The following is a 22,353-nucleotide window of genomic DNA, read 5'->3' as shown; positions in this document are numbered from 1 at the left end:
GCGATGGGCGCGGCCGATCCGGCAAAGGATCCTTTCCAATGACCGACCACGACGACATCGAACCGCCGCACGCCTCTTCTCCAACGGACCACGTCCTCACCGAACTACAGCTCTTCGGCTTCCGCCCCTTCGACGACCAGCCTGACCCACGGCCGCTTCCCGAGGGCAAGATGATCGCTGGTGCCGTCGCCGATGTGTTCGACGCCCTGGTCGCGACGTTGAGCGACACGCGGCTCGAGCCGGACCTCGACGATCTGCTCTGGTCGACCGTCAACCTGTTCCACCGCGCCGTCGACCGTATCGGACGCCAACTCGACGACAACGAACAGGCGCAGCAAAAGAGCCAACGCGAGCAAAATGGCTCTGAGGTTCGATCGGCCGAACTCGAGCGCTTGACCGCCGAAGGCATCACTTTGATCGAGCGCCGGAACTGCCTGGAGCTCTTCCGCGACCAGGCCATCGAACGCTTTGAAGCGCACACCGGATCGTCCTGGCGCCCTCGATCGGGATCGCTCGTGAACCACCGTACGCTGACCGCAGCAATGATCGACTCCCGCGACTTCATCGCAGCCAAGCGTCGCGCTCAAACCGAGGTCTTGTTGCCGGCAGGACCGATGATCGCACTCACCGGCGGGCTCGACTTCAATGACCATCACCTCATCTGGGACCGCCTCGACAAGGTCTACGCCAAGCATCCCGACATGGTCCTGCTCCATGGCGGCTCGCCAAAAGGTGCGGAGCTTATCGCCTCGAAGTGGGCGACCAATCGCAAGGTGCCTCAGATCGCCTTCAGGCCTGACTGGACAAAGCACGCCAAGGCAGCCCCATTCAAGCGCAACGACGCCATGCTCGAACTCCTTCCGATCGGCGTCATGCACTTCCCAGGCACGGGAATCCAGGACAACCTGGCGGACAAAGCGAAGCGCCTCGGCATCCCCGTCTGGAGGTTCGGCGGCGCGTGAGCGCTACCTTCTCGCCTCCAGGCTTTAAGGCGGAGTTGCATGCGCCGCAACTCCGCCTCGTTTCGCCCCTATGTCCGGGTTGCGCCGTGGTGGTGGTGGAAGGCGCGACCGGTAGATGTGCACATGGAGCCACCACCATGCTCGCCCTTGGGCTTGTTCTCAACACACTCGGCATCGGCTTATTCTGCTGGGCGATCTTTGCGCTCGCTGTGTATGCCTTGCCATTTTTTGTCGCACTGAGCATCGCCATGACGGCACTTCAGAGCGGCGCCGACCTCATTGCTGCGCTGCTTATCGCGACGGCCGGCGGTGCGCTGACGCTCGTCCTCGGCCAAGTCGCCGTCGCAATTACGCGGTCTTTGGCTTTGCGCATCGCGATCGCAACAGCATTTGCTATTCCCGCGGCCGTTGCCGGCTACCATGTGGTGTTCGCCGTGTCCGAGATCGGGGTGTCTTCGTTGGCTTGGCGTGAGGTCTTCGCTTGCCTGGGCGCGGTTTGCATTGGCGTCACGTCATGGACGCGCTTGATTGTTCCGGCGGAGACCCGCCCGTTCGAGCCGGGTGGGGCGGTGGAGAGTCCGTCCTAACCGCTCTTTACGGCCGCAAGGCGGAGGATGAGCGTTTACTGCCCTCGTCGTAAGAGGTTGGCGTAAATCGGCGCGGTGAACGGGGGTGATCGAGACCTGACGCGGGCGAGGCAGTCCTCCTCGGAGCTCCTCGATTAAGCCGCCGGCATTTCGGTCTGGCCCACGCAGCCGCGGCGGAGCGGTATTGCCTCGATCCGTTCTTGGGGACGATACCGCCCTTTGCAGCAGATTGTTTCTCTTTCTGCGCTGAGCATTCCGACCTCTTGTTCAGCAAAACCGAGATGAGCCATGTCTTCTCCCGAGATTGCGATTCAGCACGCGGACGCACGTGGCCTCCTTGATGGCTTGATCTGGCCGAAGACCGGCTTCGCCTCGATCGTCTGAGCCGCAACGCCGTTGATGCGACTTTCTTCCCCTGGGCTTCGCCCATTCCTCGCGAGACAAGAAAGTCGCCACAACGGCGTCCTCCGCTCCGCTCCGGCCCTTGAAGCGGGTGCGTCGCCGATCGTCTTCGGCCTACAGATCGCCATCGAGGCCGCGGTGGTCGCGGGCTCGAAACACAACAGGAGAAGTGACATGGCTAACATCGGTTCTTTCAAGAAGGTCGGCAACGATTTCCAGGGCGAGATCGTCACCCTGAGCCTGCAAGCCAAGGGCGTCCGCATCGTCGTCGAGACCAACCGCTCCAACGACAACGCTCCCAGCCACCGCATCTACGTGGGTCGCGCGGAGATCGGCGCGGCCTGGTCGAAGCGCTCCGAAGAGGGTCGCGACTACCTCTCGCTCAAGCTCGACGATCCCTCCTTCAACGCTCCGATTTACGCCAACCTCTTTGACGACGAAGGCGGCGAAGGCTACACGCTCCTCTGGTCGCGGCCGCGCAAGAGCGGCGAGTAAGCTCGCTCAATCAAGCCCCGTCCGGTTTGCCGGGCGGGGCTCTTCGCGGCTGGGCTGCGGTGCGGATTACGATTTGCCTTTTCGAGCAGGTTTCCGGGTTCGACCCCCAATGCTTCGGAAATTTGGCCGAGCACGGTGACGCTTGCTGATAGGTCGCCGCTCGATGGCGCCGACTATAAGACGCCGAAATCACCGACATCGCTTGGGAATGTCTTCGCCGCAATGCGGATTACCGGCGCGAGTACGAGGTGATGATTGCCGATAGCCCGGACGGCGAAGTGACACCAGAATTCAGGAGGAGGCGGGGCCTCTGCTTTCGTCAATGACCCGCAGAGGTCCTCGACGAGCACACGACTTTTTGGGGCCTGAGGTTCTGGCGGGTGTCGTTCCGGTCAAGGTTGCTGTGCCGCCGATCTCTTCAGCGTCGCAACCGCTGCTTGACCTTGCAGCAGGTCAGGTGCGGCGCGCCGCGGACGGCTGGCACGCGGTGCTGCGCCTCGGCTCGGCGGACCACCGTGTCTGGTCCAAGGACCCGTCGGTGCTTGGCGCGTCATATGCAGCCGGATTGCCGTTCGATGGCGATTTCGACGCGCGTGTGTATGCAGCCCGCCGGCTGTGGCGTGTGATGAATGGACCCGCGTCCGGTCCAGCCTTTCACGAATTGCCTAAACAGCGGCACGAGCGCCTGAGCGCCGCAATCGGCGCGCTCGATGCTGACAGCGCCGGCGGTAGCTATCGCGATCGCCGAGGCGCTGTTCGGCAAAAAGCGAAACCCCGATCGTACCTGGAAGACTCATGATCTGCGCAATCGAACGGTCCGCTTGGTGCAAGGCGGTCTCGCGTTGTTGCGCGGTGGTTATCGCAAGCTACTGCGGCCCGGGTGCAGGGACGAGTAGCGCAGTCTCCGAAGGGTGCCGAAAATCGCATCGCCAGAATTCGGCATCCCACTCCGAGGTCGCGCTCCTCCATGATGAGCGCGCACACGCCGGCCTAGCCAAGCATAGTGCGCTGTCCTCTTGGAGTTCTCAAATGCCTGATCCGATAGCCGGTCTTCCCCCGCGATTCCTGCGTACACCTGAGGCCGCGCGCTATCTTGGCCTGTCCGGTCGCACGCTCGAGAAGCACCGCACGTACGGTACCGGACCGACGTACCGGAAGATCGGCGGACGTGTTGTCTACGCCGTCGATGACCTGAAAGCGTGGGCCGATCTCGGCTCCAAAACGTCAACGTCAGATCCCGGGAACGGCACTGTGCTGCCGGCCAAGAAGCATCCGGTCCTGCGCCCGTATGCGGGCCAGGAGCGTCGCTGATTGATGCGTGAGAACAACGACCATGCGGCGCAAACGCCATTCAGAGCGCGAGCAGCTTGAGCTCTTTCGGGCGCTACCCGGCGATCTTGCACCCCGCGACGCGCAGGATCTGATGGCATATCCGTTCTTCTCGCTCGCAAAGACCAAGCGCATCGTGCCGATCGATTTTCGTGCCGGCGCGATTGCAATTCGTGTCGAAGCGGTGCCGGAACACGGCATGGCGACCATCTGGGATGCGGACGTTCTGATTTGGGCGGCGTCCCAGATTGTCGAGGGGCGTGACGCAGGCTTGAAGACCTCGCGCCTAATGGCTGCAACGCCCTACGAGATTTTGACGTTCGTAGGTCGCGGCACCAGCGCACGTGACTATGACCGCCTGAAGGCCGGTCTTGACCGACTTCAGTCAACGACCGTGCTGACGTCGATCCGTCAGCCGACAGAACGACGGCGACACCGCTTCTCCTGGATCAACGAATGGAAGGAGACGGCAGACGCAAACGGTCGTCCATTTGGGATCGAGCTGATCCTGCCGGATTGGTTCTATGCTGGCGTCATCGATGAAGCGCTCGTGCTGACGATCGATCGGGCCTATTTCGAGCTCACGGGCGGACTTGAGCGGTGGCTCTACCGGCTCGTGCGCAAGCACGGAGGGCGCCAGGATGGCGGCTGGAGCTTTGATCTTGTGCACCTCCATGCCAAGTCCGGCATCCTCTCGCCGCTCAAACATTTTGCCTACGACGTACGGCAGATCGTCCAGCGGCAGACATTGCCCGGCTATCAACTCGTGCTCACACGGGATCCTAATGGCTCCGAGCGGCTGAACTTCGCGCCAGCTCCTGTTCATCCCTTAACGGCACGCCTGCGCCGGCGCGGTTTCGTTCCAAATTCGGAGGACAACCTGTGAATCAGCTCGTGCTATCGGGGACCGCAACCCTCGTGCTATCGGGGACCCGATGCTCGTGCTATCGGGGACCGGCATCGACCTTAAGGGCTTGTTTCTGCGCGCTTTCCAGCCGCTCTAACTTTACTAACCAGAAATCCTTCGGATTTCTTCTAACGGACCAGGCTGCAAAGCGCGTGGGAGGTGGCCGGCAAAGCCGGCCCGTCCGTCCTGCTGGCCTTCACAAGCCGTACACGTGCTTCCCCGCCGCGAAAGCGAACGGCTCCGAGCTCGACTGTAGGGGAGCCACGGCATGAGCGATCTTACCGAAGTAGAAGTGCTGTGGCTTGAGAAGCGTATCGAAAATCGCATTCGGTTCGGTCGTATCGTCAAGGAACGGAAGCTTGATCGCCATCGGCGCGTCCTGTCATTTGCGCCGGGCAGCATCTTTGCCTTCGTCCGATGGACCTCCAATGACTTTGGCACGATCATTTCGCGCATCGACATCTTGCGCGCAGTCGCTCCGGGACAGCGCTGCTCGAGCATCCCTTATGTGACACCCGGCGGAGAGATTTTGCTGCATCTGTCGGGCTGGCCGAAGGTCGAGCGAGTGCTGCAAATCACCGATGCCGTTGAGGCACTCGGCATCGATCCAGCTGATGTCGCGCCTGATCATTGGCATCACGTTCATAACCGCCTGTCCGTCAACGAGAACCCACGCTTGTATACGAGAGCGCGCCATCAGGCCTGGCTTCACCGGCAAAAGGTGATGCGATGACGAGCCGCCTCATGATGCTGGCCGTGACGATTGGGGTCGCTGCTGCGCTCACCGCGACGATCGTCCTGGAGCCGCTTCCGCTTTACATCTGGAACGCATCCGCGAGCGTGCCGATAGGTCTCTACCGCCTTCAACCGGTGGATCAATTCCAAGTCACCGAATTGGTCGCCGTGCAGCCGCCGGAGCCGCTCGCGACCTTTCTCGACCTTAACGGCTATTTGCCTATCGGCCTCCCGATGCTGAAGCGCGTTCTTGCCATTCCTGGGCAGACCGTTTGCAGAACCGGCCTCACGATTTCGGTCGACGACGTCGCCGTTGGCGAGGCGAAGGATCACGACGGACGAGGCAGGCCGCTGCCGAAATGGCAGGGCTGCCGCGTCGTCGGCGACGGCGAGCTGTTTCTGATGAACTGGCAATCGGACGACTCTCTTGATGGGCGGTATTTTGGATTTCTTCCGGCATCCAGCGTGATCGGCCGTGCAATACCGGTGTGCACGTGGGAGGAGTGATCGTGCGGATTCGACGTGTTCTCCTCGCCATTCGCTTGTTCGATCGATTGCAGGGTCATCCCTCCGTCTCGATCGATGTCTGCAATGCTGGCGCGAGCCCGATCGCGTGCTTGGGTCGGTTGGGCACGCGCGTCTGTACTGTCGTGCCCTTGCTGCTTCTTCTGACCGCGTGTGGCAGTGCTGCTTTGGCCCAGAGCGCATCAGAGGGACGTCCGGCGGTCAGTCAGACCGCTCACTCATTTGCCGGCTTCATCAATGAAGCCGCACAACGCTTTGGGATTGCGCCGAACTGGATCCGATCAGTCCAAAGCATCGAGGGCGCTGGTGACGTGCACGCCAGATCGCCAAAAGGCGCAATGGGCCTGATGCAAATCATGCCGGCGACTTGGGCGGAACTTCGCGAGCGCTACCATCTCGGGAACGACCCCTACGACCCACACGACAACATTCTAGCCGGCACGGCGTACTTACGCGAACTGCTGGATCGGTATGGCTCGCCTGGCGTGTTTGCCGCCTACAACGCGGGGCCATCTCGCTACGAAGAGCATCTCGCTGGCGGCTCCTTGCCAGAAGAGACGCGCGAATACGTCGCAAAGCTTGCAAATCTGCTTGCCATCGAACTGCCGGCGAGGTGGACGTCCAGCGGACAGTCATCAGCAGCTGCGACGTTGTTCGTCGGGCGAGCCAATCTCATGAAAACGCGTGATCGGTTGCTGGCCCTCATGCCGTCGAGCGGTGCCACGACCGCAATCTCGGCGCCCGATGTTTCGCCCATGGTCCCTCGGCCTGTTGGCGTGTTCGTCCCTCGATCGGATTCGGGAGTATCGCAATGACCAGGTGTGAGGGTTCGCAAGCTGATGGCGTATGGGCGATGCCTTCGGCCCGCGCTCTACTCGTCGCTTCGCTCCTCACCGAGCCACCCTTCGGGTGTCTCGGCCCTTCGGGTAACGATCGCTATCGCAAGCGCTCGGAAGCAGTGGGGGCTTCGAGAGTTGGCTGCCAAGTCGCGGCGGCTCTTTCGGGAACCGGCGGCCGGGAGACCACGACGGCAGGACGGCGAGATAAAAGGGGCTCGCCGGTCGAACCTCAAGCCATTGACATGGCTTGGGTTCTGGCGTGCCGGTCGGTCGGCGCGCGTGCCGCGCCTTGCATTTTGATTAATGCCATCAAGGATGTTTTCGGCACCATGTGCGCTTTTGATCGTTGGGAGACCCTGCCGTGAGCGTGGGCGACAGCGACCTGCGTGTTCGGCCTGGGCGCATCCGCAGCACTCGCTCGCCTAAGCCGAAGAGCTTCATCAACCAGGTGCTGCGCGCGGCGAAGAAAGCCGGACACACCTCGGGTCAGACCGGCACGGGCAGGCGTTCGGCGGCCTATGGGCGCTCGGCGTTTGGCCGTGGGCGCCTCGCATTTAGCCGCAGCCGGTTGTTCAGCCCGACGCGGCGCGTCGTGGTGAAGGCCCGCGTGGTTCGTCACAAAGGGCGAGCCTTCCGCTCCGCGCCACTGACCGCCCACCTCTCATATCTGAAGCGCGACGGCGTGAGCCGGAGTGGTGAGGGGGCCGAGATGTTCGATGCCAGCAGCGACCGCGCCGATAGCGCGGCTTTCGCCGAACGGAGCAAGGACGACCGGCATCATTTCCGGTTCATCGTCTCGCCAGAGGATGCTGGCGACATGACCGACCTGAAGGCCTTCACCCGCGATCTCGCCAAGCAGATGAAGGCCGATCTCGGCACGCGGCTCGATTGGGTGGCGGTCGATCATTGGAACACCGACAACCCTCACGTCCATCTTCTCGTTCGGGGAGTAGATGACGAAGGGGCGGATCTCGTGATCTCCCGCGACTACATCAGCCAGGGCCTGCGCTCACGCGCCGAGGAACTGGTCGCTATCGAGCTGGGGCCAAAACCTGAGCACGAGATCCGCAATTCGCTGGAGAGGGAAGTTAGGGCGGAACGATGGACGCGGCTCGATCGGGAGATCCGGCTGGCGGCCGACGAGACCGGCTATATCGATCTTCGCCCCGAGAACCCGGGCAACTCCGATCCCGAGATACGGCGCCTGATGGTTGGCCGCCTTCAGCACCTTGAGAGGATGGGCCTTGCTGCGTCCGCCGCGCCAGGGGAGTGGATGGTCGGGCTCGAAGCCGAGCGTAGCTTGCGCGACCTCGGCATGCGTGGCGACATCATCAAGACCATGCACCGCGCCTTCACCGAACGTGGGGAAGCCCGCGGCGTTGCCGATTTCGTCATCGAGGGTGGACAGCCGACGTCCCAGCTTGTCGGACGACTGGTCGACCGTGGATTGCATGACGAACTGACCGGCGAGGCCTACGTCCTGATCGACGGAACAGATGGACGCGCTCACCACGTGCGTTTCCGAGGGCTCGAGGCTTTCAACGATGCACCGCCGATCGGTGGAATCGTCGAAGTCCGACGCTTCGGTCAAGCCAGCGATCCGCAGCCGACCATGGTGCTGGCGATCCGCTCCGATCTCGATCTTGCCGAGCAAGTCACCGCGAAGGGCGCAACCTGGCTCGACCACAGGCTGGTCGAACGCGACCCCATGCCGCTCGCCATGAGCGGCTTCGGCCGCGAGACCCGCGACGCCATGGAAGCCCGTACCGAGCATCTGATCCAGCAGGGCCTGGCGCGGCGGCAGGGCCAACGCGTCATCCTGCAGCGCGATCTCCTGAATACGTTGCGCAGGCGTGAACTGGACGAGGTGGCAGCAAAGGTCTCGGCCGGCACCGGCCTGCCTCGCGTGAATGCCGCCTCCGGGGAGCATGTGGCGGGCACGTATCGGCAGCGGCTGACGCTCACCTCGGGACGCTTTGCCATGATCGACAATGGGCTCGGCTTCCAGCTCGTGCCCTGGTCCCGCGAACTCGAAAAGAGGCTCGGCCAGCACGTGGCCGGCGTCGTGAAGGACGGCGGTGGCATCGAATGGGGTTTTGGTCGGAAGCGCGACCTCGGCCTCTAGCAGACTCTCGAATTCAGTTGCGGAAGGGCGTTCGGGATGTCCGGAACCAAAATCCTTTGGGGGCAGGTGATCGTTGTCGGCCTGATCGTTTTGCTCGCCATCTGGGGAGCAACCGAGTGGACGGCCTGGCGGCTCGCCTACCAGCCGGAGCTTGGGCGCCCCTGGTTCGAGCTGTGGAGTTGGAAAGTCTATTACCCGCCGATTTTCTTCTGGTGGTGGTTCGTCTATGACGCTTATGCGCCTCAGGTCTTTGTCGAGGGAGCCTTCATCGCGGCGTCGGGGACCGTCGTTTCGATCGCGGCGGCGATCGGCATGTCCGTCTGGCGGGCGCGCGAAGCCAAGGACGTCGAGACCTATGGCTCGGCGCGCTGGGCCGATGCGGGGGAGGTTCGGGCGGCCGGACTTCTCGGTCCGGATGGTGTGGTGCTAGGTAAGCTCGACCGTGACTACCTTCGCCATGACGGACCGGAACACGTGTTGTGCTTCGCGCCCACACGGTCGGGCAAGGGCGTCGGTCTTGTCGTCCCCTCCCTGCTGGCGTGGCCAGGCTCGGCCATCGTTCACGACATCAAGGGCGAGAACTGGCAAGTGACCGCTGGCTTTCGCTCGCGGCATGGCCGCGTCCTGTTGTTCGACCCCACCAACCCGAAGTCCTCAGCCTATAATCCGCTGCTTGAGGTGCGGCGCGGGGAGTGGGAGGTCCGCGACGTCCAGAATGTCGCGGACGTCCTGGTTGACCCGGAAGGCTCGCTCGACAAGAGGAACCATTGGGAGAAGACCAGTCATTCGCTCCTGGTCGGCGCCATCCTCCATGTCCTCTATGCCGAGGCGGACAAGACTTTGGCTGGCGTGGCGGCGTTTCTTTCCGACCCGAAGCGGCCAATCGAGGCGACACTGAAGGCCATGATGACCACACCGCACCTTGGCGAGCAAGGTGCGCATCCCGTGGTCGCTTCGACGGCGAGAGAACTGCTCAACAAGTCCGAAAATGAACGCTCCGGCGTCCTTTCCACGGCGATGTCGTTCCTCGGGCTCTATCGCGATCCCGTCGTGGCCCATGTGACCCGCTGCTGCGATTGGCGGATAGCCGATCTGATCGCAGATAGCCGTCCCACGACGCTTTATCTCGTGGTGCCGCCCTCCGATATCTCACGGACCAAGCCGTTGATCCGGCTTGTGCTGAACCAGATCGGCCGGCGCCTGACTGAGGACCTGCACGCCCGTGACCGCCGGCATCGAGTCCTGATGATGCTTGACGAGTTCCCGGCGCTGGGGCGTCTTGATTTCTTCGAGTCTGCGCTCGCCTTCATGGCAGGGTACGGCATCAAGAGCTTCTTGATCGCGCAGTCGCTCAATCAGATCGAGAAGGCCTACGGACCCAACAATGCGATCCTCGATAACTGCCATGTGCGGGTCAGCTTCGCGACCAACGATGAGCGGACCGCTAAGCGAGTCTCTGACGCGCTGGGCACGGCGACCGAGATGCGCGCGATGAAGAACTATGCCGGTCACAGGTTGAACCCCTGGCTCGGGCACCTGATGGTGTCTCGCCAGGAGACGGCAAGGCCGCTGCTGACGTCCGGCGAAGTCATGCAGCTTCCGCCGATGGACGAGATCGTCATGGTGGCGGGCACGGCGCCGATCCGGGCCAAGAAGGTCCGCTACTACGAGGATCGGCGGTTCACCGAGCGGGTTCTGCCCCCGCCCGATCCGGCGAGCGCCGGCCGATCATCGCGAACGGATGGATGGTCAACACTTGGAGCGCTGGAGCCAGCGTTGCTTCCAACCAACAGAGGACAAGCAGACGAAGATACCGCGAATAGCGGGCTCCGTCGTGAGCCCGAACTTCCCGACCACGTTGCGATCGCCAAGGAAACGACCGAACCAACGCCGGCAGACGAATTTGCCGCCGTTCTCGGCGACGACGAGAACGCGGTCCCCCAGTCCCGGCTCATACGCCAGCAGATGCGCGGTGTCGCGCGTCAAGTCGCCATGGATCCGAATGACGGTATGGAGCTCTGAGGCAATATGCGCGACCGGATGAACGTCTATTTCCCGCCAGAGCTGCTGAAACAGATCTCGGAACTCGCCGATCGCAAGAAGCTTTCCCGGTCTGCGATCGTGGAGGCGGCGGTTGCATCGTTTCTCTCGCCGGATGGCACGGACAGGCGGGAGGCAGCGTTCGCCCGGCGCCTCGATCGGCTGTCGCGTCAGATGCAGAGGTTGGAGCGCGACGTAGGTTTGACGGCCGAAAGCTTGGCGCTCTTCATACGATTCTGGCTGACGATCACGCCGCCACTGCCCAATGACGCGCAGGCCGCCGCGCAAGCAAAAGGCCGGGAGCGGTTTGAAGGATTTGTCGAGGCACTCGGCCGCCGCCTGCAAAAGGGCCAAAGCTTTCTGCGCGAGATTCCGGAAGATATCCTCCGTCAGGAACCGGTCGAAGAAACTGATTGAACCATGTAGGCAGACCATTTTGCCGGTCCTTCTTTTTCCACGCCAGCCTACGATCGCAGCAATTTGGCCAAGCCCACAAAAAGCTGGACGCGCTATCGGCTCCAATGAATTGAGGAGCAAGAAGGGCCAGCATGCAGATTTCAGGGGCATGGCGTCTCACCGCGCGCGTATTTCTCCCGTTTGCTGCAGGTTACTATCTTTCGTATCTGTTTCGAACGATCAACGCTTTGATCGCCGGTCATCTCAGCTCGGATACTGGCCTTAGTTCTGCCGATCTCGGGTTGCTTACGTCAGTCTACTTCCTTGTTTTCGCGGCGGCTCAGATCCCCGTCGGCATATTGTTGGACCGATTTGGTCCGCGTCGCGTTCAGAGTGTTCTGCTCTTGCTCGCGGCCACGGGCGCCGGACTGTTCGCGGTATCGACCGGCTTCCTGTCACTTTTGATCGCACGTGCAATGATCGGGCTTGGCGTGGCGGCGGCCCTGACGGCAGGTCTGAAATCCATCATCCTTTGGTTTCCCAGAGAACGAGTTGCCTTGCTTAACGGCTACATGATCATGCTGGGATCGCTCGGAGCGGTGACCGCTACGGCTCCCGTCGAACACTTGCTCGCCTGGATGGGCTGGCGGCAGCTCTTTGGGATCCTGGCGGCCGCTACCGGTGCGACGGCCGCTCTCATCTATGTCGTGGTGCCAGAACGAGGCATTGTCACATCGATGGCGTCAATCCCCACGACCCTAGGCTCCGTTTTCGGCGATCGGCGCTTTTGGCGAATGGCCCCGTTGTCGGCGACTTGCATTGGATCGGCCTGGTCCCTGCAGGGATTGTGGGCATCGCTATGGCTGACCGACGTGGAGGGGCTCGATCGAGTAACTGTCGTAAGACAGCTGTTCATAATGTCCATTGTATTGAGCGGTGGCGCTTGGATATTCGGTACCACGGTCCATTCCATCAAGCGGAGAGGAATTGAAAGGGAGACGATCTTGGCGACGGTTGCAGTGCTGTTTATCGCGGCCGAGCTAGGCTTGATCCTTCGAGTGCCTCTCCCGTCCATCTTGCCCTGGTCGGTTATAGCAATTGCCGGAACGGCAACCGTGGTCAGCTTCGCGGTGATAGCGGATTACTTTCCGCCGCAACTTGCTGGTCGTGCCAACGGCGCCTTGAACGTCTTGCACTTTGGTTGGGCTTTTCTGGCACAATACGCGACAGGTCTTATCCTGGAGCAATGGTCGGCGAACGATGGCCATCGGCCGCTCCAGGCCTATCAAGTCGCTTTCGGTCTCAATGTAGCGCTGCAGATCGCGGCGTTGGTCTGGTTCGCGCTGCCCGGGCGCCGATCCATCACTCCGTGGATGAGTTCAATCCTCGTCTTCAAGCCGGCTGATGATTCCTGCGCCGTCGAGTCAGTTGGGTTATATGAGGATTCGGTCATCCTCCTGCCTGCGGATGACGATGCGGAATGGTGAGCAGCAAATCGTGGCACACGGATATGATTAAGTAGCCGTCAAATATCGGTTCTCACTCTTTCTTTTTCTACGCCAGCCTACGATCACGAAAAGCGCTTGTTGCGCCAAGTCCATCGGTGCCTTTTCTAATGTCCCCATCCGAGGGCGCTCTTTGGGCGTCCTCATTCGTGGGGGCGAACGGTGCCAATCTATTCTATTCAATCTGAAGCGAGTTCGCGCGGTGCGCGAATGCTGCGCAGCGCGCTTGGCTCGGCGATTGCCGGCTACCTCGAAGATGAAGCGATCATCGAGGTGATGCTCAACCCGGATGGGCGGCTGTGGATCGACCGGTTGTCGAATGGCCTGATCGACACAGGCGAAACCCTGTCCGCTGCGGATGGCGAACGCATTGTTCGCCTCGTAGCGCATCACGTCGGTGCCGAGGTGCATGCCGGGTCGCCACGGGTCTCGGCCGAATTGCCTGGGACCGGCGAGCGCTTCGAAGGTCTCTTGCCTCCGGTCGTTGCAGCACCGGCGTTTGCTATACGCAAACCCGCCGTCGCCGTGTTTACGCTCGACGACTACGTCGCCAGGGGGATTATGACCTCGGAGCAGGCCAAGATCCTGAAGGGCGCGGTCGACGCACGGAAGAACATCCTCGTCGCCGGAGGGACATCGACCGGCAAGACGACGCTGACTAATGCCCTCCTGGCCGAGGTGGCAAAGAGCGCCGATCGGGTCGTTCTGATCGAAGACACGCGCGAACTGCAATGCAAAGCGCCCAATCTCGTGGCGCTGCGGACCAAAGATGGCGTGGCTACGCTATCGGATCTCGTTCGGTCCTCGCTGCGACTGCGTCCTGATCGTATTCCGGTTGGCGAGGTCCGCGGTGCGGAAGCACTCGATCTGCTCAAGGCCTGGGGCACCGGTCATCCCGGTGGCATCGGCACTATTCATGCGGGCACCGCGCTCGGCGCACTGCGGCGGCTCGAGCAGCTCATCCAGGAAGCCGTCATCACGGTTCCGCGGGCCCTGATCGCCGAGACGATCAACGTTATCGCCGTGCTAGCGGGGCGCGGCGCCGACCGTCGCCTCGCTGAACTCGCCCTCGTCTCGGGGCTCGGCGCTGCGGGCGACTACAGCCTTTCAACAGCAGGAGACTGACATGCGTCAGGAATTTCGCTTTCTTCGAGGTGCATCGTTGGCCGCCTTCGGCACGGTGCTTTTGGCAGCTCAGCCAGCATGGGCGGCTGGCTCGAACATGCCGTGGGAGCAGCCACTCAATCAGATTTTGCAGTCGGTCGAGGGGCCGGTCGCCAAGATCATCGCTGTCATCATCATCGTGGTGACCGGTCTCACGCTCGCGTTCGGGGACTCGTCAGGTGGTTTCCGCAGGCTGGTCCAAATCGTGTTCGGTCTATCGATTGCCTTTGCAGCGTCGAGCTTCTTCCTGTCGTTCTTCTCCTTCGGCGGCGGCGTGGTGATCTGATGGACGAGCCGGTCGCAGGTTTCGTCGTACCCGTTCACCGCGCGCTCACCGTGCCGATCCTGATGGGAGGCGCGCCGCGGTCGGTCGCGATCGTCAACGGCACGCTGGCGGCCGCCCTCGCACTTGGACTGCGGCTCTGGGCCGCGGGGCTTGTCCTCTGGTTCATCGGCCACATGGCCGCCCTCTGGGCGGCCAAGCGCGATCCTGCCTTCGTCAATGTGGTGCGCCGACATCTGCGCATTCCCGGCCATCTCAACGTGTGAGGTCTCGGTCATGATGAACCTTGCCGAATATCGCCACTCCAACGCGCGTCTTGCCGACTTCCTGCCATGGGCAGCCCTGGTCGCCGAGGGAATCATCCTGAACAAGGACGGGTCTTTCCAACGGACGGCGAAATTCCGCGGCCCCGACCTCGACAGCGCGGTGCCGGCCGAACTCGTTGCTGTCGCCGGTCGCCTGAACAACGCCCTGCGTCGCCTGGGATCGGGCTGGGCCGTGTTCGTTGAGGCGCAGCGCCATTTTGCCGGTAACTATCCGCCGAACACGTTTCCGGATGTCGCGTCTGCGCTGGTCGACGCCGAACGCAGGGCTCAGTTCGAGGAGGCGGGTGCCCACTATGAGTCGAGCTACTTCCTGACCTTCCTCTATCTGCCTCCGGAGGAAGGCGCCGCCAGGGCAGAGCGATTCCTCTATGAGGGTCGCGATCGAACTGTGGGAGCCGGCGCGCGCGAGATCCTCCGCGGCTTTGTCGACCAAACGAACCGCGTGGTTCATCTCGTTGAAGGGTTCATGCCGGAATGCACCTGGCTCGATGATCAGGGCACGCTGACCTACCTGCACTCGACGATCTCAACCAAGCGTCATCGGGTTCGCGTGCCGGAGATTCCCATGTACATGGACGCGCTCTTAGCCGACCAGCCGTTGACCGGCGGGCTCGAGCCGATGTTGGGCTCAGCCAATCTTCGGGTCCTGACGATTGTCGGCTTTCCGGGCGCCACGACACCCGGAATTTTGGATGACCTGAACCGCTTAGCGTTTTCGTATCGCTGGTCGACCCGCGCGATCATGCTCGACAAGACCGACGCCACCAAGCTGTTGACCAAGATTCGGCGGCAGTGGTTCGCCAAGCGAAAATCGATTGGCGCCATTCTCAAGGAAGTCATGACGAACGAGGCATCGACGCTGCTCGATACCGATGCCCACAACAAGGCGTTTGATGCCGACGCGGCGTTGCAGGAACTCGGGTCCGATCAGATCGGGCAAGCCTTTGTCACTGCGACCGTCACTGTCTGGGACCGTGATCCCAATGCCGTGGATGAAAAGCTGCGCCTGGTCGAGAAGGTTATTCAGGGGCGCGACTTTACCTGCATGATCGAGACGGTGAACGCCGTCGAAGCCTGGCTCAGCAGTCTGCCGGGGCACGTCTACGCCAATGTGCGGCAGCCGCCGGTTTCGACCCTGAACCTCGCCCATATGATGCCGATGTCGGCCGTGTGGGCGGGAGAAGCGAGGGACCTCCACCTCAAAGGGCCGCCGCTCCTGTTCGGTAAGACCGAGGGATCAACGCCGTTCCGGTTTTCGCTCCACGTCGGTGATGTCGGCCATACCCTCGTGGTGGGACCGACGGGTGCTGGCAAGTCAGTCCTGCTTGCGCTGATGGCGCTACAGTTCAGGCGTTACCCGGACTCCCAGGTATTTGCGTTCGATTTTGGCGGTTCAATCCGTGCGGCCGTGCTCGCAATGGGTGGTGATTGGCATGATCTCGGCGGCGCACTGTCCGACGAGAGCGAAAACCCCATCGCCCTGCAACCGTTGGCTTGGATCGACGATTCCGCCGAGCGAGGGTGGGCGACGGAGTGGATTGGCGCGATCCTCGCACGGGAAAAGATCGAGATCACCCCGGAGGTCAAGGACCATCTGTGGTCGGCGCTGACGTCTCTCGCTTCGGCGCCGAGGGAGGAGCGCACGCTGACGGGCCTTTCAGTCCTGCTCCAATTGAACTCTCTGAAACGCGCCTTGCAACCTTATTGCCTGGGTGGACCCTCAGGCCGGTTGCTTGATGCCGAATTCGAGCGTCTCGGCGAGGCATCGGTCCAGGCGTTCGAAACCGAGGGCTTGATCGGAACGAGTGCTGCGCCGGCCGTGTTGGCGTACCTCTTCCATCGTATTGGTGACCGTCTCGATGGCCGGCCGACACTCCTGATTGTCGACGAGGGTTGGCTTGCCCTCGATGACGAGGATTTTGCAGGGCAACTCCGGGAATGGCTGAAGACACTTCGGAAGAAGAACGCGTCCGTCATCTTCGCCACCCAGTCGCTTTCGGACATTGATGGCTCCGCGATCGCGCCGGCGATCATCGAAAGCTGCCCAACGCGCCTGTTGCTGCCGAACGAGCGGGCGATCGAACCGCAGATTAGTGCCATCTACCGCCGGTTCGGACTTAATGATCGCCAAATCGAACTTCTGAGCCGGGCAACGCCAAAGCGCGACTACTACTGCCAGTCGCGCCGGGGCAACCGGATGTTCGAGCTTGGGCTTGGCGAAGTCGCGCTCGCCTTTGCCGCAGCCTCTTCCAAGACGGACCAGGCGGCCATCGCGCAGCTCCTCGACGAACATGGACCTGACGGCTTCGTACCGGCCTGGCTACAGCACCGTGGCGTCGCCTGGGCCCTCGACCTGATTCCCAATTTCGTTAATCTGGAGAAACCGCAATGAGGCGTCTTAGCCTATTGGCGGCCGCTGGCACGGTCGCGCTGACGCTCGCCGCCATAATGCCCACGCAGGCGCAGTGGATCGTCTTTGATCCCAACAACTACGTCCAGAGCGTCCTGACTGCCGCGCGAGAGCTGCAGCAGATCAACAATCAGATCACCTCGTTGCAGAACGAGGCGCAGATGTTGATCAATCAGGCCAAGAATCTGGCAAGCCTGCCGTATTCGTCGCTGCAGCAATTGCAATCATCGATCCAGCGGACCCAGCAATTGTTGACGCAAGCTCAGCGGATTGCCTATGATGTGCAGCAGATTGATCGCGCCTTTTCGACCAGTTACGCGCCCGCCACGAGCAGCCAGTCGAACCAGTTGCTGATCTCCAACGCTCAATCGCGATGGCAAAATTCCTATGCCGCAACGCAAGACTCGCTGCGCGTTCAGGCGGGCATCGTTGGTAACCTCGACACCAACCGCACCCAGACGTCCGCGCTCGTAACATCAAGTCAAGGCGCCAGCGGCGCTCTCCAGGCAACGCAGGCCGGCAACCAGATTCTCGCGCTAAACGCGCAGCAGCTCGCCGACCTCACCGCCGTCGTGACGGCGCAGGGCCGGGCGCAGAGTCTTGAAGCGGCTCAGCGCGCTTCAGCCCAGGATCAGGGACGAGAACAACTTCGTCGGTTCCTGACTCCGGGGCAGGGCTATCAATCATCCAACGTGCAGATGTTCCACTGATGACCGACATAAGGGCATTCAAGGCGGTGTCGCTGCTTACGACAATAGGCCTCGTAGCCGTCGCGGCCTGCACGATTCAGCTTCGCGGTGGTGACGAGCCGCCTGCGCCGCCGAAGGCGGAGCAGACGACAGGCCCAACCAGCTCTGATCTCGCACGCTGCCGCAGCGTCACTGAGGAGGAAACGGCAGGTTATCAGCATTGCAGACAGGTCTGGGCTGAAAACCGGCGACGCTTCTTGGCCAAGAAAGCCGGTGTCGCGGTTCCTGGCCAAGAAGTACCCGCCGCAGCGTTGGCGCCCGCCCCAAAGGATCAGAGCCGGATCCCGCAAGGATATCCGCAACCGGTGACACCTGAGGCGAGCAAGCCATGACTGGTACCGGGATCATTGACCAGTTTCTGGAAACGTTCACGCGTTATATCGACAACGGCTTCGGGCTCCTCGGCAGCGATGTCGGATATCTCGCAGCGACCCTTGCCGCGATCGACATCACGCTTGCTGCCTTGTTCTGGACTTGGGGGCCGGACGAAGACATCGTCGCGCGCCTCGTCAAGAAGACGCTCTTTGTAGGCGTCTTTGCCTATCTCATCGGCAATTGGAACAATCTGGCACGCATCGTTTTCGAAAGCTTTGCCGGTCTTGGGTTGAAGGCATCTGGCGCAGGCCTATCCGCGTCGGACTTCCTGCGGCCGGGAAAGATCGCTCAGGTCGGACTCGACGCCGGCCGACCATTGCTCGATTCGATCTCCAACCTGATGGGCTACATCAGCTTCTTCGAGAATTTCGTCCAGATCGTCGTTCTCCTGTTCGCCTGGGTCGTGGTGTTGCTCGCCTTTTTCATTCTGGCGATCCAGCTCTTTGTCACCCTGATCGAGTTCAAGCTCACAACGTTGGCAGGCTTCGTGGTCATTCCCTTTGGCTTGTTTGGCAAGACCGCTTTTGCGGCAGAGCGGGTCCTGGGCAATGTCATATCTTCCGGCATCAAGATCCTGGTCCTGGCCGTCATCGTTGGCATCGGCTCCACCCTGTTCACGCAGTTCACCGCAGGTTTCGGCGGTGCACCGCCGACCATCGAAGACGCGATGACGCTGGTGCTCGCGGCGCTTTCCTTGCTGGGCCTCGGCATCTTCGGTCCGGGTATCGCAAACGGCCTAGTGTCGGGCGGACCTCAACTCGGCGCCGGCGCCGCGATTGGAACAGGCCTTGCTGCGGGCGGCATTGTTGCGGCTGGCGCGGGACTTGTCGCTGGCGGTGCCGGTCTCGCTGGCAGTGCGGTTGCAGGCGCCGCGCGCGGTGGCGGAGCTGTCATAAGCGGAGCAACAGCGGCCTATCGAAGCGGGGGCCTTGCCGGCGTCGCGGAGGCGGGCGCTTCGGCTGCGACGAGTCCATTGCGTCGAGCAGCGGCTGCCTTCGGAGGCAGCCAAGCGGGCGAGCAGTCCGCGAGCCCCCCGGCCGAAGGGCAGCCTGATTGGGCGCGGCGCATGAAGCGTGCCGAGACTATTCGGCATGGTGCCTCGGCCGCTGGCCACGCCGTCCGCTCCGGCGATCACGGCGGCAGCGGCTCCTCCGTCGATTTGTCCGAAGGAGAACGCTGAGACGCATCACTGCACCTCCGCCGCACAGCAGCGTCTCAAACCTTGCCGTCGCACGACTTGAAACCGATCACTCGATATCACGGGCAACCATCGATGTTCAAACGACCATCAGTTCACTACGGGCGCATGCCCGAGCCGATTACGCCGTATCAAAAGGCCGCACAGGTTTGGGACGAACGCATTGGATCAGCGCGCGTGCAAGCCAAGAACTGGCGCCTAATGGCGTTAGGCTGTTTGATGCTGTCGGCCGGTCTCGCTGGCAGCCTTGTCTGGCAATCGAGCCGCGGATCAATCACGCCGTGGGTGGTCGAGGTCGATCATCTCGGCAAGGCCCAAAGGGTCGCGCCAGCCAACATCGACTATCAACCGACAGATGCCCAGATCGCCTACCATCTGGCGCGCTTCGTCGAGGATGTCAGAGGCCTGCCGGCCGACGGCATCGTTCTGCGCCAAAACTGGCTCCGGGCCTATGATTTTACGACCGATCGCGGCGCCGCTGCGCTCAACGACTACGCGCGCAACAATGATCCGTTTGCCAAGCTGGGTAAGGCGCAAATCTCCGTCGAGGTCTCGAGCGTCATTCGCGCGTCATCGGAAAGCTTCCGGGTCGCCTGGATGCAGCGCGTTTACGAAAACGGCTCGTTGAGCTCGACTGAGCGCTGGACTGCAATTCTCTCGATCGTGATCGAGGCACCGCGCGATGCCGAACGCCTGCGCAAGAATCCTCTTGGCGTCTACGTCCGTGCAATTAATTGGTCGAAGGAGTTGAGTCAGTGACAAAGACGCCGTCTGAGGTTCATTCGAAATGTTCCTTCCAGCAAAGCAGGTTCAATTCGGTTTGGCCCGCGTTCGTGAGCTCGAACCGCGCGATTCTGTCCGCTCTTGTGCTTTGTTCTTCCGCGCTCGCTGGGTGCGCGACCTACATTCCGCCGGAGATCAGCTATGACGCTGAAGTTCCTCCGTTACCAGCGATGCCGGTGGCTCTCGACGATCGATCGCGACCACTTCACGTTCCGCCCCTTTGGAAGCCCGCTCTTGGCGGGAAGTCGGGTGGGAAGGAAGACGCAGAACCGGTGAGCCGGGTTGAGACGGCAAACAGAGCGGCTCGCGTTGAACCGCGCAGGCGCGGGTATTTCAACGCGGCGCAAATCTACGCTTACAGTCCCGGAGCGCTCTATCAGATTTACGCCGCACCGGGGCAGATCACGGATATCGCGCTCGAGGAAGGCGAGCAGTTGACGGGATCAGGGCCCATCGCGGCCGGAGATACCGTCCGCTGGGTCGTGGGCGATACCGAGAGCGGGAGCGGCGACACACGGCGCGTCCACATTCTTGTCAAACCAACTCGCGCATCGCTCGAGACCAATCTTGTCGTCAACACTGACCGGCGCACCTATCTTATGGAGCTGCGCTCCTGCGAGCGGCCATACATGCCGTCTGTGGCCTGGTACTATCCGGAAACAGTACGCGAAAGAATGCGTTCGGTCGCTCTGAAACCCGTTCTTCCGGATCCGGCGCAGCGTATCTCCCGCTATGCCATCGAAGGGGACAGCCCGCCCTGGCGGCCGCTCGCCGCATATGACGATGGCCGCAAGGTCTACGTCGAATTCCCGCAAGGCATCATACAGGGCGAGATGCCTCCGCTCTTCGTCATCGGCCCGGACGGCAAAACCGAACTTGTCAACTATCGCGCATACGGCAACGTATTGATCGTCGATCGACTCTTTGCGGCTGCCGAACTGCGGCTCGGCGGTGAGCACCAGCAGAAGGTCAGGATCGTCAGGACCGATGGGAGGCCGTCATAATGAATGCCCCGAGTGGGAATGACAGGGAACAAGCGGTTCCGCCGCAGACACAAGATGATCACTCCAGGAGCTTCCGCTTGAGGGCGGAGTACCCGCGCGTGACACGGTTGTCATGGAAAGTCTTGGCTGGAGGGAGCGTGGTTGTTCTGCTTGTCATTGGTGGAACGACCTTGTGGTCGCTGCAAAGCAGTCGTTCCCGAAACCAGACGATCGATGAGCTTTACAGTACCGACCACCACAATGTCGCCGACGGTATTAGGACGCTGCCGAAGGACTATGCTGGCGTTCCGCGGCAGCCAATCCCGCAGCTTGGTCCCCCGCTTCCTGGTGATCTCGGTCGACCGATCCTTGCAGCTCAAGGCCAGTCGCCGACGTTCGGCGCTGATCCGGAGCAGCAGCGCCGGGATCAAGAGACCGAAGCAGCTCGCATCAGTCACTTATTCGCTTCATCGAATGGACGCGAAGTGCGTCCACCCACCGCTTCGGTGGTTGGAAGCGATCGTGTCGTGTCGGTGAGCGCAACGAGCACTGGTGATGATGGACCTGCACAGAACGGCCAGGATCGCAAGCTGGCCTTCGTGAACGCCTCCGTGGACCGTCGCACTGTCAGCCCTGACCATGTCACCAGGCCTGCTTCGCCATATATTGTGCAGGCTGGGACAGTGATTCCAGGAGCTCTGATCACAGGAATTAGATCGGATCTTCCAGGCCAAATCACCGCGCAGGTCACGGAAAACGTATACGACACGCCAACCGGTCGGCTCTTATTGGTGCCGCAGGGGGCTCGCCTGATCGGTGTCTACGATAGCCAGGTCACTTTCGGCCAGTCCCGCGTCCTGCTCGTCTGGACCCGGCTGATCATGCCGAATGGACGTTCGATCGTTCTCGAGCGGCAGTCTGGCACCGACACTGCCGGACATTCTGGTCTCGAAGACCAGGTCGACAATCACTGGGGCGAACTGTTCAAGGCTGCGGCACTATCGACATTTCTGGCCGTCGGGACTGAACTGGGTTCCGGCTCGGACAGCAACAGCAACGACAGCGCAATCATTCAGGCATTGCGACACGGCGCCTCCGACTCACTGAACCAAACCGGACAACAGGTCGTTCGCCGCAGTCTCAGCATCCAACCTACTCTGGCTGTGCGACCTGGCTTCCCGGTTCGCGTTCTTGTCAATCATGACCTCATACTTACGCCCTATAGAGCGTGACAA

General features: G+C 61.8%; 25 protein-coding genes. All 25 read left to right on the top strand.

Features of this window, described 5'->3' with window-relative positions; genetic code table 11:
* Positions 1-38 precede the first annotated feature (38 nt).
* The 25 genes from I6F31_RS04135 (at position 39) to I6F31_RS04020 (ending at position 22,350) form a co-directional block, all read left to right on the top strand.
* Positions 39-962, top strand: a complete 924-nt coding sequence (locus I6F31_RS04135; protein WP_225184740.1) for a DUF2493 domain-containing protein — start codon at positions 39-41, stop codon at positions 960-962.
* A gap of 137 nt (positions 963-1,099) precedes the next feature.
* Entirely contained in the window at positions 1,100-1,549 is a 450-nt protein-coding gene (locus tag I6F31_RS04130; protein WP_225184739.1) for a hypothetical protein, read from the top strand.
* Between the two features lie 576 nt (positions 1,550-2,125).
* Complete coding sequence (locus I6F31_RS04125) at positions 2,126-2,446, top strand: DUF736 domain-containing protein (RefSeq protein WP_225184738.1); 321 nt, start codon at positions 2,126-2,128, stop codon at positions 2,444-2,446.
* 188 nt (positions 2,447-2,634) lie between these two features.
* The gene (locus I6F31_RS36440; protein ID WP_225185130.1) at positions 2,635-2,772 is read left to right on the top strand and encodes a DUF6499 domain-containing protein; all 138 of its coding nucleotides are present in this window, start codon (positions 2,635-2,637) and stop codon (positions 2,770-2,772) included.
* A 32-nt stretch (positions 2,773-2,804) separates the two neighbouring features.
* Complete coding sequence (locus I6F31_RS04115; RefSeq protein ID WP_249788059.1) at positions 2,805-3,245, top strand: DUF2285 domain-containing protein; 441 nt, start codon at positions 2,805-2,807, stop codon at positions 3,243-3,245.
* Positions 3,157-3,342 carry a DUF2285 domain-containing protein gene (locus I6F31_RS36335; protein ID WP_249788058.1) on the top strand — a complete coding sequence of 62 codons (186 nt, stop codon included), beginning with the start codon at positions 3,157-3,159 and terminating at the stop codon, positions 3,340-3,342. The genes I6F31_RS04115 and I6F31_RS36335 overlap by 89 nt, the downstream gene beginning before the upstream one ends.
* A gap of 133 nt (positions 3,343-3,475) precedes the next feature.
* The gene (locus I6F31_RS04110) at positions 3,476-3,757 is read left to right on the top strand and encodes a helix-turn-helix domain-containing protein (RefSeq protein WP_225184737.1); all 282 of its coding nucleotides are present in this window, start codon (positions 3,476-3,478) and stop codon (positions 3,755-3,757) included.
* Positions 3,758-3,779: 22 nt separating this feature from the next.
* Positions 3,780-4,661, top strand: coding sequence for a replication initiator protein A (locus I6F31_RS04105; RefSeq protein WP_225184736.1), 882 nt, complete (start codon positions 3,780-3,782; stop codon positions 4,659-4,661).
* 289 nt (positions 4,662-4,950) lie between these two features.
* On the top strand, positions 4,951-5,415 hold the full coding sequence (locus I6F31_RS04100) for a DUF2840 domain-containing protein (protein ID WP_225184735.1): 465 nt from the start codon (positions 4,951-4,953) through the stop codon (positions 5,413-5,415).
* The gene (locus I6F31_RS04095) at positions 5,412-5,924 is read left to right on the top strand and encodes a S26 family signal peptidase (RefSeq protein WP_225184734.1); all 513 of its coding nucleotides are present in this window, start codon (positions 5,412-5,414) and stop codon (positions 5,922-5,924) included. The genes I6F31_RS04100 and I6F31_RS04095 overlap by 4 nt, the downstream gene beginning before the upstream one ends.
* 2 nt (positions 5,925-5,926) lie before the next feature.
* A complete protein-coding gene (locus I6F31_RS04090; RefSeq protein ID WP_225184733.1) occupies positions 5,927-6,757 on the top strand; it encodes a lytic transglycosylase domain-containing protein in 831 nt (276 codons plus the stop codon).
* Between the two features lie 385 nt (positions 6,758-7,142).
* Positions 7,143-8,906: a DUF3363 domain-containing protein gene (locus I6F31_RS04085; protein WP_225184732.1), complete on the top strand. Its 1,764-nt coding sequence runs from the start codon at positions 7,143-7,145 to the stop codon at positions 8,904-8,906.
* Positions 8,907-8,942: 36 nt separating this feature from the next.
* Positions 8,943-10,928: a conjugal transfer protein TraG gene (locus I6F31_RS04080; RefSeq protein WP_225184731.1), complete on the top strand. Its 1,986-nt coding sequence runs from the start codon at positions 8,943-8,945 to the stop codon at positions 10,926-10,928.
* A gap of 6 nt (positions 10,929-10,934) precedes the next feature.
* The gene (locus I6F31_RS04075) at positions 10,935-11,363 is read left to right on the top strand and encodes a CopG family transcriptional regulator (RefSeq protein WP_225184730.1); all 429 of its coding nucleotides are present in this window, start codon (positions 10,935-10,937) and stop codon (positions 11,361-11,363) included.
* 131 nt (positions 11,364-11,494) lie between these two features.
* Entirely contained in the window at positions 11,495-12,829 is a 1,335-nt protein-coding gene (locus I6F31_RS04070) for an MFS transporter (protein ID WP_225184729.1), read from the top strand.
* 228 nt (positions 12,830-13,057) lie between these two features.
* The gene (gene trbB, locus I6F31_RS04065; RefSeq protein WP_225184728.1) at positions 13,058-13,972 is read left to right on the top strand and encodes a P-type conjugative transfer ATPase TrbB; all 915 of its coding nucleotides are present in this window, start codon (positions 13,058-13,060) and stop codon (positions 13,970-13,972) included.
* A gap of 1 nt (position 13,973) precedes the next feature.
* Positions 13,974-14,297, top strand: coding sequence for a TrbC/VirB2 family protein (locus I6F31_RS04060; protein ID WP_225184727.1), 324 nt, complete (start codon positions 13,974-13,976; stop codon positions 14,295-14,297).
* A complete protein-coding gene (locus tag I6F31_RS04055; RefSeq protein WP_225184726.1) occupies positions 14,297-14,560 on the top strand; it encodes a VirB3 family type IV secretion system protein in 264 nt (87 codons plus the stop codon). Before I6F31_RS04060 ends, I6F31_RS04055 begins: the two co-directional genes overlap by 1 nt.
* 10 nt (positions 14,561-14,570) lie before the next feature.
* The gene (trbE, locus tag I6F31_RS04050) at positions 14,571-17,012 is read left to right on the top strand and encodes a conjugal transfer protein TrbE (protein WP_225184725.1); all 2,442 of its coding nucleotides are present in this window, start codon (positions 14,571-14,573) and stop codon (positions 17,010-17,012) included.
* Positions 17,009-17,740, top strand: a complete 732-nt coding sequence (gene trbJ, locus I6F31_RS04045) for a P-type conjugative transfer protein TrbJ (RefSeq protein WP_225184724.1) — start codon at positions 17,009-17,011, stop codon at positions 17,738-17,740. Before trbE ends, trbJ begins: the two co-directional genes overlap by 4 nt.
* Positions 17,740-18,111 carry a putative entry exclusion protein TrbK-alt gene (gene trbK-alt / locus I6F31_RS04040; protein ID WP_225184723.1) on the top strand — a complete coding sequence of 124 codons (372 nt, stop codon included), beginning with the start codon at positions 17,740-17,742 and terminating at the stop codon, positions 18,109-18,111. Before trbJ ends, trbK-alt begins: the two co-directional genes overlap by 1 nt.
* Positions 18,108-19,334, top strand: coding sequence for a P-type conjugative transfer protein TrbL (trbL, locus tag I6F31_RS04035; protein WP_225184722.1), 1,227 nt, complete (start codon positions 18,108-18,110; stop codon positions 19,332-19,334). Before trbK-alt ends, trbL begins: the two co-directional genes overlap by 4 nt.
* A gap of 93 nt (positions 19,335-19,427) precedes the next feature.
* Positions 19,428-20,111 (top strand): conjugal transfer protein TrbF, encoded by a 684-nt coding sequence (gene trbF, locus I6F31_RS04030; RefSeq protein WP_225184721.1) that lies wholly within the window; start codon positions 19,428-19,430, stop codon positions 20,109-20,111.
* Positions 20,108-21,139 (top strand): P-type conjugative transfer protein TrbG, encoded by a 1,032-nt coding sequence (gene trbG / locus I6F31_RS04025; protein ID WP_225184720.1) that lies wholly within the window; start codon positions 20,108-20,110, stop codon positions 21,137-21,139. Before trbF ends, trbG begins: the two co-directional genes overlap by 4 nt.
* Complete coding sequence (locus I6F31_RS04020) at positions 21,139-22,350, top strand: TrbI/VirB10 family protein (RefSeq protein ID WP_225184719.1); 1,212 nt, start codon at positions 21,139-21,141, stop codon at positions 22,348-22,350. Before trbG ends, I6F31_RS04020 begins: the two co-directional genes overlap by 1 nt.
* The last annotated feature ends 3 nt before the right edge of the window (positions 22,351-22,353 follow it).

This window comes from Bradyrhizobium sp. NBAIM01, assembly GCF_020194115.1.
Taxonomy (GTDB): domain Bacteria; phylum Pseudomonadota; class Alphaproteobacteria; order Rhizobiales; family Xanthobacteraceae; genus Bradyrhizobium; species Bradyrhizobium yuanmingense.
Note: the sequence above shows the minus strand (reverse complement) of the source record. Positions and strands in the feature narration are given on the sequence as shown.